Below are 9,526 nucleotides of genomic sequence, written 5' to 3'. Positions count from 1 at the left end.
ACCGAGAGGCGGATATCGGGCAGGAAGAGGGACCCCATTATGGGGCGGTACGCTGGTTAGGTGTGCGTTCCTTCGCGCCCCCCTCTGGCCTGCCGGCCATCTTCCCCACGAGGGGGGAGATCAGACGTCGCCGGCGATTTCGCCAATCACCAACATTGAAAAGATGAGCGGGGCGCCGGAGCTGCCAGTCTCCCCCCAAGTGGGGGAGATGGCCGGCAGGCCAGAGGGGGGCGCCGTAGAGCACCGACATCAACCGGCCACCCTCATTTGCAGCTCGCGCGCCCCTTCCAGCCCAAGCGGCAGATGCGTCGCCGCCACGATGATCCCCCCATCCGCAAGATGCACCCGCATCAGTCCGCCAAACCTCTCCTCCGACGCCTTGTCCAACCCCGCCGTCGGCTCGTCGAGCAGCCAGATCGGCCGGTGGCTGACCAGGAGTTTTGCGATCGAGGCGCGCCGCCTTTGCCCGGTCGACAAATAGCCAAACGGCAGATGGCCGATGCCGCCGAGCCCGACGGTCGCCAGCGCCTCGTCCACGCTAAACGCCGGCTCACCGGAAAAGTCGCGCCAGAAGCGCAGATTCTCCGCCACGCTCAATGCCGTCTTCATCGCGTTTAGATGACCGAGATAGTGGCAGGCCGAGGCGACCGTGGGGAAGGCCTCGCCACCGCCTTCGACCCGGACCTGCCCTTCAGCAGTCCGCAGCAGTCCGGCGATGACCCTCAGCAGCGTCGACTTGCCGGCGCCGTTCGGGCCGGTGACGACAAGTGCCTCGCCCTTCTCGAGCGCAAAGCCGATGCCGGAAAAGACCGTCTCGCCGCCGCGCTCGCCGCCCAGATTTTCGGCGATCAGCCGCATCATTGCCCGTTCCGAAAGCACCGTTTCGCGGCCGTCGCCGCATCGCACAAATTTGCCTTTCGACTGTCTAGAACTATTCCAGGAAATTCTCTATATGCGGATCATCCGTGCCAGCGGTCGGCGCGGGAACAGAATTGGCGCCGAACCAGCGCACGCGCCGCCTTGAACGGCTCGGGTTGCTTGGGAGCGGACAGCGGAAATGGCCGTACCCGCACCTTTGCGCGTGATTGCATGCCATCGGCGTCCGTTCCCTTTCAGGCTGAACAGACAAGGACGGATCGCACGTGTCAAAATCCCTCGACAGTTTCAAATGCCGCCGCACCCTGACCGCGGGTGGCGCTGACTATGTCTATTTCGACCTTACCGAGGCCGAGAAGAACGGCCTCGCCGGCATTGCCCGGCTGCCCTATTCGATGAAGGTGCTGCTGGAGAATCTTCTGCGCAACGAGGACGGCCGCTCCGTCACCAAGGAGAGCATCCAGGCGGTGGCCGGCTGGCTGACCGACAAGGGCACCGCCGGCGTCGAGATCGCCTACCGTCCGGCCCGCGTTTTGATGCAGGATTTTACTGGCGTTCCGGCGGTGGTCGATTTGGCCGCCATGCGCGACGGCATCAAGGCGCTCGGCGGCGATCCGGAAAAGATCAACCCGCTGGTGCCGGTCGACCTCGTCATCGACCACTCCGTCATCGTCGACGAGTTCGGCACGCCGATGGCCTTCGCCCGCAATGTCGAGCTCGAGTATGAGCGCAACGAGGAGCGCTACAAGTTCCTGAAATGGGGCCAGCAGGCCTTCCGCAACTTCCGCGTCGTGCCGCCCGGCACCGGCATCTGCCACCAGGTCAACCTCGAATATCTTGGCCAGGTCGTCTGGACGAACAGCGAGGACGGCGAGACCACCGCCTATCCCGACACCTGCGTCGGTACCGATTCGCACACCACCATGATCAACGGCCTCGGCGTGCTCGGCTGGGGCGTCGGCGGCATCGAGGCCGAGGCGGCGATGCTTGGCCAGCCGGTTTCCATGCTCCTGCCCGAGGTCATCGGCTTCCGCCTCACCGGCAAGCTCAAGGAAGGCGTCACCGCCACCGACCTCGTGCTTACCGTCACCCAGATGCTGCGCAAGAAGGGCGTTGTCGGCAAGTTCGTCGAGTTCTTCGGCCCCGGCCTATCCAACATGACACTGGCCGACCGCGCCACCATCGGCAACATGGCGCCGGAATATGGCGCCACTTGCGGCTTCTTCCCGGTCGACAGCGAGACCATCCGGTATCTGACGATGTCCGGCCGCGAGGAAAGCCGCATCGCGCTGGTCGAGGCCTATTCGAAGGCGCAGGGCATGTGGCGCGACGCCGGCTCCGCCGACCCGGTCTTCACCGACCTGCTCGAGCTCGATCTCGGCGACGTCGTGCCGTCGATGGCAGGCCCGAAGCGCCCTGAGGGCCGCGTCGCGCTGGAAGGCATTCCGGCCGGCTTCGCCAAGGCGATGGAGACCGAGTACAAGAAGGCCGCCGAGATCTCCAAGCGCTACGCGGTCGAAGGCACCGACCACGATCTCGGCCATGGCGACGTCGTCATCGCCGCCATCACCTCGTGCACCAACACCTCGAACCCGAGCGTGCTGATCGGCGCCGGGCTGCTCGCCCGCAACGCCAACCGCGTCGGCCTGAAGCAGAAGCCGTGGGTGAAGACCTCGCTGGCGCCAGGCAGCCAGGTGGTCGCCGAATACCTGGAAAAATCCGGCCTGCAGCAGGAGCTCGACCAGATCGGCTTCAACCTGGTTGGCTTCGGCTGCACCACCTGCATTGGCAATTCCGGCCCGCTGCCGGCGCCGATCTCCAAGACAATCAATGACAAAGGCTTGATTGCTGCCGCGGTCTTGTCCGGCAACCGCAACTTCGAGGGCCGCGTCTCGCCGGACGTGCAGGCGAACTATCTCGCGTCGCCGCCGCTGGTCGTCGCCCATGCGTTGGCCGGCACGGTGACCAAGGACCTGACCACCGAGCCGCTCGGCGAAGGCAGCGACGGCAAACCGGTCTACCTCAAGGACATCTGGCCGAGCGCGGCCGAGATCCAGGAGTTCATCGAGAAGAACGTCACGCGCGAGCTGTTCGCCCGCAAATATGCCGACGTCTTCAAGGGCGACGAATACTGGCAGAAGGTCAAGGCGCCGGAAGGCCAGACCTATGCCTGGGACGACAGCTCGACCTATGTGCAGAACCCGCCCTACTTCGCCGGCATGACCTCGGGCTTCGGCAAGATCGGCGACATCAAGGGCGCGCGCGTGCTCGGCCTCTTCGGGGACAAGATCACCACCGACCACATCTCGCCGGCGGGCTCGATCAAGGCCGCCTCGCCGGCCGGCAAGTACCTGACCGAACATGGCGTCGGCGTCGCCGACTTCAACCAGTACGGCACGCGGCGCGGCAATCACGAGGTGATGATGCGCGGCACCTTCGCCAACATCCGCATCCGCAACCACATGCTGGGCGAGAACGGCCGCGAGGGCGGCTACACCATCCACTACCCCTCGAAGGAGGAGATGTCGATCTACGACGCCGCGATGGAGTACAAGAAGGAAGGCGTGCCGCTGGTCATCTTCGCCGGCGTCGAATACGGCAACGGCTCGTCGCGCGACTGGGCGGCCAAGGGAACGAACCTCCTTGGTGTCCGCGCGGTCATCGCTCAGTCCTTCGAGCGCATCCACCGCTCGAACCTGGTCGGCATGGGCGTCATCCCCTTCGTCTTCGAGGACGGCACCTCATGGGCTTCCCTCAACCTCAAGGGTGACGAGCTGGTCGAGATTGACGGGCTGGACGCCATCAAGCCGCGCCAGAAGATGGGCGCCAAGGTCACCTATGGCGATGGCACGGTGAAGAACGTGCCGATCATCTGCCGCATCGATACGCTGGATGAGCTCGACTACTTCAAGAACGGCGGCATCCTGCAATACGTGCTGCGCGATCTGGCAGCATAGTGAAAGGCAGTACGGGAGTAGGGGAATAGGGCAGAAGGTTAGGCCGTTTGCCCCAGCTTCACCCTATTCCCTGCTTCCTTGCTGCCGCACTCCCCTATTCCCCTGCCCTTCGGGGCGCCCTGACGCGCCACCGCCGCCAGCAGCACGCCCAACATCAGCCCGTTGAGGATGTGCCACAGGAAATGCGTGCCTAGCGGAAAGCTGGCGCAAACCAGTGGATCAGCCATCCGGCAGCCGACCGAGACGACGAAGATCGCCGAAGCCACCAGGATATAGCGGCCGGCGCCGCTGCCGCTGGCCGCCGTCCATACGCCAAAGACGGCAAGCGCCAGGAACGGCGGCAGGTAGCCGGTCGTGCCGTTCGAGGCCTGCCGCAGCCAGTCCGGCACCGCATAGGTCAACAGGCCGGCGGCGGCATAGAAGACGACGAAGGCGGCGATCGCCTTGCCCCACTCCAGACCGAGAAACCGGCGCAGGTTGAACAGCGTGAAAGCCAGCGTGAAGCCGGCGATGGGCAGCACGTCGGCCCAGATCGTGAACTTGACGGCGAAGGTGTGGAACAGCGTCGAGCCGATCCCGATCGCCACCACCCACCAGGCCAGAATCGCGGCGAACGTTCCGGTCCCATGCCGCCGCACTTCCCGCACGCCCCACAATCCAGCGGCAATAAAGGCAAGATTGGTCAAAGCATTGGCCGGCTCGGCCCAAAGTTCCGGCCCGGTCCGCTCGCAGTAAAGGTCGACGGGCGCCAAGAGAGTCTGCCACATGACGATGATGCGCCCTCCGAATCGAACCGCGGCGTGAAGTGCAGGCATCCTTCCTATTGCGGCCCTGCGCGTGCTTGCAACGGTGAAAATTTCACCGCAACGTGACTTCCCGTTGACCGGCGCTTCTGCCACATATTTTGGCAATCAGAACAAGGCCGGCGTCACCGGCGGGAATCGGAACGGCCATGGCATTTGCAAAACCCTCGCGGCTCGCGGCACTCGCGCTGGCGCTGTCGGCATGTGCCGGCACGGCGCTGGCAGGCGAGCTCGAAAAGCCCCAGGCCGACAAACCGCTAGGCGTGGTCGAGCTTTTCACCAGCCAGGGCTGCAGCTCCTGCCCGCCGGCCGATGAGTTCTTTGCCGAGCTTGCCGGCAAGCAGGACATCGTCGCGCTCGCCTATCACGTCAACTACTGGGACTATCTCGGCTGGCAGGACACGCTGAGCAACAAGGAAAACACCGACCGGCAGTATGACTATATGCGTGCCTTCGGCAGCCGCTCTGTCTACACGCCGCAAGCCGTGATCAACGGCCGCAGCCACGTCAACGGCGCCAGCCGCAAGGAAGTCGACGGCACGCTGGTGCGCCTCGACCGAACCGGCGAGGGCATGCGCGTCGGCGTGACGGTCAGCCACACCAGCGACCGCGTCATGATCGATGCCGGCGACGCCGGCAACGGCCCGAACGACGCCCATGTGGTGATCGTCTATTTCGAACCGCCGCAAACGATCAAGATCGGCCAGGGCGAGAACAGCGGGCGTCGCCTGACCTATTGGAACGCTGTCTCCGACATCCAGATCGCCGGCATGTGGCACGGCAAGGCGCAGCGCTACGAATTGCCGATGACCGAGATTTCCAAGAAGGCCGGCTGCGCGGTGCTGCTGCAGTCGGTCGGTAAGGATGGCATGCCCGGCCCGATCCTCGGCGCTGCGTTTATTCGCAAGCCCGACCGCCTTTGACCCCAGCCTTCGAGCAATAAAAAACCGGCGTCAGCTTGCTTCTGACGCCGGTCATTTAGGTTTTGGGATCGTCGCACCCGATTTTCCAACGGAAAACCGAGGTTGGTTCGATCCGACGCAGACCCGTGGGCGGGGGGCTTGGGGTTTACGAGCCGGTGCCGGACCGAACCGTCTCAGGCAACGCCGGTAAACTCGTCGGACATTGGGGCATGAGCGCGGATAAATTGTGGCGACAATGTGTCAGAGCATCACCAATTCCAACACGCGGTTCGCAAACGTGACTGGACGTTCCGGAAACAGCGCGGCTCCGGCATGCTTAGCCGGGTCTTGCAATTCCACGGCGAACGGGCCAACTTCTGAGGGCGAAGATTCATTCGAAGGATCGAGGCATGACCGATCGCGGTGGCAGTGGGACGGAGGATGGGGACGCATCCGCAATATTGATCCCGCTGCATGAGGCCCGACGCGAGCGCCTCGACCAGCCGGTGCGCTTCGACCGGCGAGAACTCGACCAGATCCTCAGGCTCTACGGACGCATGGTCGCCGCCAATGAATGGCGCGACTATGCCATTGACCATCTCTCCGACCGGGCCGTCTTTTCCGTCTTCCGCCGCGCCAGCGAGGTGCCGCTGTTCCAGATCGTCAAGGACCCGAAGCTGGCGCGCCGCCAGGGCGCATTCTCTGTCATCGCCGCCGGCGGCCGTATCCTGAAGCGCGGCCAGGAGCTCGGCCGCGTGCTCGGCGTCTTCGATCCCAAGCTGAAGGTTATCGAGGCCTGAGCTGGGAAGTCGAAGAGGAACTGGAGAACTGGAGAACTGGAGAACTGGAGAAATGAGGAACTGAAGAATTGAGGAATTGAGGAATTAGGGAAGAAGGCACTCAGGGCCTGATGTAACCGCCGTCTTCCTTTTGTTCTTCAGTTCTCCAATTCCCCGGTTCCTCATTTCCCCCTTAGTCCATCACGGAACCTCCGCTCCGGCCACGAATCCGGATCCGGCGAAAGTCCTGCCCCGCCATTCAGCGACAGTTGCATGAACACCGTGTCCAGCCAGCGTCCGTGCTTGTAGCCGGAGCCCTCGAGGCGGCCGGAATGGCGGAAGCCGAGCTTCTCGTGCAGCCGCACGGAGGCACTGTCGGCGTGGCCGTCGCCGATGACGGCGATGATCTGACGAAAGCCCGCCGCCTCGGCCGCCTCGATCAGCCCTTGCATCAGCAGACGCCCGACACCCTGGCCCTTGGCCTCGGGCGCGACATAGACCGAATCCTCGACAACGAAACGATAGGCAGGGCGTGGCCGGAACGGGCCGGCATAGGCATAGCCGAGCACGACGCCATCCCTTTCAGCCACCAGATAGGGGAAGCCGCCCGCCGCCAGGCTGTCGAATCGGCTGCCCATCTCGGCGCGGCTGGGCGGCTCCAGCTCATAGCTTGCGGTGCCATGCGTCACTGCATCGGCGTAAATTTCCGTGATTCGGTTGAGGTTTGCCGTCGTTGCGGCTCTGATCGCGATGCTGCTCATAATTTATGCAAACTGTTCATCTGCCTCCCATAACAGCAAAGGCTCGGACAAAAGAAAAGGGCGGCCGTTGGGCCGCCCTTCGTGAACTCAGTGGTCCAGTGCCGATCAGCGGCGGTCGCCCATGAACTGCAACAGGAACATGAACAGGTTGATGAAGTCGAGATAAAGCGTCAGCGCGCCCATGATGGCCTTGCGGCCGGCGACGTCGGTGGCGTCGCCCTCGAAATACATCTCCTTGATCTTCTGCGTGTCATAGGCGGTCAGGCCGGCGAAGATCAGCACGCCGATCGCCGAAACCGCGAACGACAGCGCCGAGGACTGCAGGAAGATATTGATCACCATGGCGACGATCAGGCCGAACAGCCCCATGATCAGGAACGAGCCGACTGCGGTCAGGTCGCGCTTGGTCGTATAGCCATAGAGCGACAGCGCGCCGAAGGCGGCGGCCGTGGCGAAGAAGGTCTGCGAGATGCTGGCCGTCGTGTAGACCAAAAAGATCGACGACAGCGACAGGCCGACGAGACCGGCATAGACCCAGAACGTGGTCTGCGCCGCCGAAACGCTCATCGACTGGACGCGGAACGACAGGAACAGCACGGCGGCGAGCGGGGCGAGAATGACCAGCCAGCGCAGCGGCGAGCCGAAGATGGCATAGCCGAACGAGGTCAGCATCTCGCCGCTCGGCAGCGTGGCGACCGCCGAGGCCGGGTCCGTGGTGGTGGCCAGCATGATCGTGCCGATAGCGGCAAGGCCTGTGATGAGCAGGCCAAGCCCCATCAGATTGTAGACCTTGATCATATAGGCGCGCAGGCCCTGGTCGATGTCGGCATCGACACGGGCGCCGGGCACGGCGCGCGTCTGGTAGTTGCGAATGGGATCAGCCATTGGAATTCCTCTGTTGCTTCTGCCCCGTCCGGTGTCAGGCCATTTCGGGCCCAGGCGCCGCTGGCAGGGGCTCCAGCATGCCTGCGCGGAATATGATGGTTCTTCGCGTCAAGGACAAGACCGTAACCGGCTGTAACGGTTCGTGAGAGGGCAAAAAGCTGCTTTGCCGGCCTTTATGCGGTCATTCTTACCAAGATTTAATCCGAGTCGGGCGGTGTCAGCGCGGCAAATCAGAGATTGCGCAGCACCGGCGCCGCCTTGTGGCCAAGCACCCGCCAGGTTCCGGCAAGGCCGATGCCGACCGTGACGAGCAGCGCAAACAGGATCGTCGCCACCGCCACTTCCGGCATGAAATGCGATGGCAGCGTCATGATATGCGCGACCACGAACCAGGCCGCCACTCCGCCAGCCGCCAGCGCGAAGACCGCGGTGGCAAGGCCGATCAGCACATACTCCAGCGAGAAGGCTGTGATCAGCGTCCTGCGCGTCGCACCCAGCGTCTTCAGCACCACCGCGTCATGGATGCGCGCCCGGTTGCCGGCGGCGAGCGCGCCGGCAAGCACCAGCACAGAAGCGATCAGCGCCACGCCGGCGGCGGCGCGGCTCGCCGTGCCGAGCTGGCCCACCAGCCGGTTGACGATATCGAGCGCGTCCTTGACCCGGACCGTCGTCACCGAAGGGAACGCACGCGTCACCGCGTTGAGCAGCCGGGCATCGTCGGCGATGGTGGCGTCCTTGTCGGTCAGCGTCGCCAGCCAGCCATGCGGCGCGCCGGCGAAGGTGTTGGGCGAAAACACCATGACGAAGTTGATGCCCATCGTCTCCCATTCGACCTGGCGGAAATTGGCGATCCTGGCCGTCACGTTGCGTCCCAGCACATTGACGGTGACGGTGTCGCCGAGCTTCAGCCCGATCTGCCGTCCCTCCTCGGCCGAGAACGACACCAGCGGCTCGCCGGCATAGTCCTCCGGCCACCAGGTTCCTTGCGTCAGCGTCGCGTTGGCAGGCATCTTCGCATCATAGGTCAGGCCGCGGTCGCCGCGCAGCACCCACGCGCCCTCCGCCGGCACGCTCACCTTGCCGACGTCGACGCCGTTCAGTGCCATCACCCGCCCGCGCAGCATCGGCACCTTGGCCAGCGTCCCCCGCGGAGCCTCCTTGCCGATCAGCGCCGAGAACGCATCGACATCGCTGCTCTGGATATCGACGAAGAAGAAATTCGGCGCCCGTTCCGGCAGGCTGCCGGAGATCTGGCGCCTCAGATTGCCGTCGATCAGCGCCAGTGTCACCAAAAGCGTCAGCCCGAGGCCGAGCGACAGCACCACGGACGGCGTCAGGGCGCCCGGCCGGTGGATGTTGCCCAGCGCCAGCCTGAGCGCGACGGAACGGACACGCGGGCTCCTGCTGGCCGCCCACTGCACCAGCGCGCCGACCAGGCGCAGTACAAGGAAGGCAAAGACCGTGGCGCCGACGAAGATCGAGGCGATGCGGCGGTCGCCGGAAAACAGGATGGCCAGCGCCGCCAGGACGAGCGCGATGCCGACTGCCGCTGCCACATAAGGC

The 9,526-nt window shown here is 64.4% G+C and carries 8 protein-coding genes; 3 read left to right on the top strand and 5 right to left on the bottom strand.

Features of this window, described 5'->3' with window-relative positions; translation table 11 throughout:
- Positions 1 to 249: 249 nt before the first annotated feature.
- Positions 250 to 858, bottom strand: a complete 609-nt coding sequence (ccmA, locus tag EOA33_RS13975) for a heme ABC exporter ATP-binding protein CcmA (protein ID WP_127399967.1) — start codon at positions 856 to 858, stop codon at positions 250 to 252.
- A 284-nt stretch (positions 859 to 1,142) separates the two neighbouring features.
- Here ccmA and acnA point away from each other — a divergent pair, with 284 nt between their 5' ends.
- Positions 1,143 to 3,833: an aconitate hydratase AcnA gene (gene acnA, locus EOA33_RS13970; RefSeq protein WP_126057432.1), complete on the top strand. Its 2,691-nt coding sequence runs from the start codon at positions 1,143 to 1,145 to the stop codon at positions 3,831 to 3,833.
- A gap of 38 nt (positions 3,834 to 3,871) precedes the next feature.
- Here acnA and EOA33_RS13965 read toward each other — a convergent pair whose 3' ends face one another.
- Positions 3,872 to 4,600 (bottom strand): ceramidase domain-containing protein, encoded by a 729-nt coding sequence (locus tag EOA33_RS13965; RefSeq protein ID WP_126057431.1) that lies wholly within the window; start codon positions 4,598 to 4,600, stop codon positions 3,872 to 3,874.
- A 185-nt stretch (positions 4,601 to 4,785) separates the two neighbouring features.
- Here EOA33_RS13965 and EOA33_RS13960 point away from each other — a divergent pair, with 185 nt between their 5' ends.
- Together EOA33_RS13960 and EOA33_RS13955 are read left to right on the top strand one after the other, a co-directional pair.
- Positions 4,786 to 5,559 (top strand): thioredoxin family protein, encoded by a 774-nt coding sequence (locus EOA33_RS13960; RefSeq protein ID WP_126057430.1) that lies wholly within the window; start codon positions 4,786 to 4,788, stop codon positions 5,557 to 5,559.
- 389 nt (positions 5,560 to 5,948) lie between these two features.
- Complete coding sequence (locus EOA33_RS13955; RefSeq protein ID WP_126057429.1) at positions 5,949 to 6,338, top strand: DUF2794 domain-containing protein; 390 nt, start codon at positions 5,949 to 5,951, stop codon at positions 6,336 to 6,338.
- Positions 6,339 to 6,499: 161 nt separating this feature from the next.
- Here EOA33_RS13955 and EOA33_RS13950 read toward each other — a convergent pair whose 3' ends face one another.
- The 3 genes from EOA33_RS13950 to EOA33_RS13940 form a co-directional block, all read right to left on the bottom strand.
- Positions 6,500 to 7,078, bottom strand: a complete 579-nt coding sequence (locus EOA33_RS13950; RefSeq protein WP_126057428.1) for a GNAT family N-acetyltransferase — start codon at positions 7,076 to 7,078, stop codon at positions 6,500 to 6,502.
- A 105-nt stretch (positions 7,079 to 7,183) separates the two neighbouring features.
- Positions 7,184 to 7,963, bottom strand: coding sequence for a Bax inhibitor-1/YccA family protein (locus EOA33_RS13945; RefSeq protein ID WP_126057427.1), 780 nt, complete (start codon positions 7,961 to 7,963; stop codon positions 7,184 to 7,186).
- Positions 7,964 to 8,193: 230 nt separating this feature from the next.
- Positions 8,194 to 9,526, bottom strand: a 1,333-nt coding sequence (locus EOA33_RS13940) for an FtsX-like permease family protein (protein ID WP_127405876.1), incomplete at its 5' end; no start/stop codon positions are given.

Origin of the sequence: Mesorhizobium sp. M4A.F.Ca.ET.050.02.1.1 (assembly GCF_003997725.1) — a bacterium.
GTDB lineage: Bacteria > Pseudomonadota > Alphaproteobacteria > Rhizobiales > Rhizobiaceae > Mesorhizobium.
This window is presented reverse-complemented; position numbering and strand designations above follow the sequence as displayed.

Bases quoted from the DNA above. Each gene is read 5' to 3' on its own strand.
- EOA33_RS13945 (WP_126057427.1), bottom strand. From the start codon at position 7,963: ATGGCTGATCCCATTCGCAACTACCAGACGCGCGCCGTGCCCGGCGCC.
- EOA33_RS13950 (WP_126057428.1), bottom strand. From the start codon at position 7,078: ATGAGCAGCATCGCGATCAGAGCCGCAACGACGGCAAACCTCAACCGA.
- EOA33_RS13955 (WP_126057429.1), top strand. From the start codon at position 5,949: ATGACCGATCGCGGTGGCAGTGGGACGGAGGATGGGGACGCATCCGCA.
- EOA33_RS13960 (WP_126057430.1), top strand. From the start codon at position 4,786: ATGGCATTTGCAAAACCCTCGCGGCTCGCGGCACTCGCGCTGGCGCTG.
- ccmA (WP_127399967.1), bottom strand. From the start codon at position 858: ATGCGGCTGATCGCCGAAAATCTGGGCGGCGAGCGCGGCGGCGAGACG.
- EOA33_RS13965 (WP_126057431.1), bottom strand. From the start codon at position 4,600: ATGTGGCAGACTCTCTTGGCGCCCGTCGACCTTTACTGCGAGCGGACC.